The organism is Flavobacterium sp. GQ95, assembly GCF_059758655.1.
This window is the reverse complement of record NZ_JCAXEB010000065.1, coordinates 1-595: the sequence shown is the minus strand read 5'-3', so window position 1 is coordinate 595 and position 595 is coordinate 1. Positions and strand designations below refer to the sequence as shown.

At 50.1% G+C, this 595-nt stretch carries 1 pseudogene; it reads right to left on the bottom strand.

From position 1 onward, the window contains the following. Positions 1 to 595: pseudogene (locus tag AC6CH4_RS25945) on the bottom strand (hypothetical protein); the annotation flags it as partial.

Sequence of the window (595 nt, the reverse complement as noted above, 5' to 3'; positions counted from 1 at the left end):
CACAGTTGCTGCACCGATCGTTTTTCCTGTTGTATTTACACTGCAATTTTTGGTAAAGTCCGCTCCGGCATCTGCCGTAGGTACTGACTGATCCACAGTAACGATCACTGTATCGGTAGCCGTACAACCTGTAGCAGTATTGCTCGCCGTTAGCGTATAGGTGGTAGTCACCGATGGATTGGCCATTGGATTCGACACTGTTGCGCTCGTTAATCCTGTAACCGGGCTCCACTGGTAAGTGATCCCCGCCACAGTTACTGCACCGATCGTTTTTCCTGTTGTATTTACACTGCAATTTTTGGTAAAATCCGCTCCGGCATCTGCCGTAGGTACTGACTGGTCCACAGTAACGATCACTGTATCGGTAGCCGTACAACCTGTAGTACTATTGCTTGCCGTTAGCGTATAGGTGGTAGTCACCGATGGGTTGGCCATTGGATTCGACACTGTTGCGCTCGTTAATCCTGTAGCCGGGCTCCACTGGTAAGTAGTACCAGCCACCGCTGCTGCACCGATCGTTTTTCCTGTTGTATTTACACTGCAATTTTTGGTAAAATCCGCTCCGGCATCTGCCGTAGGTACTGACTGGTCCACG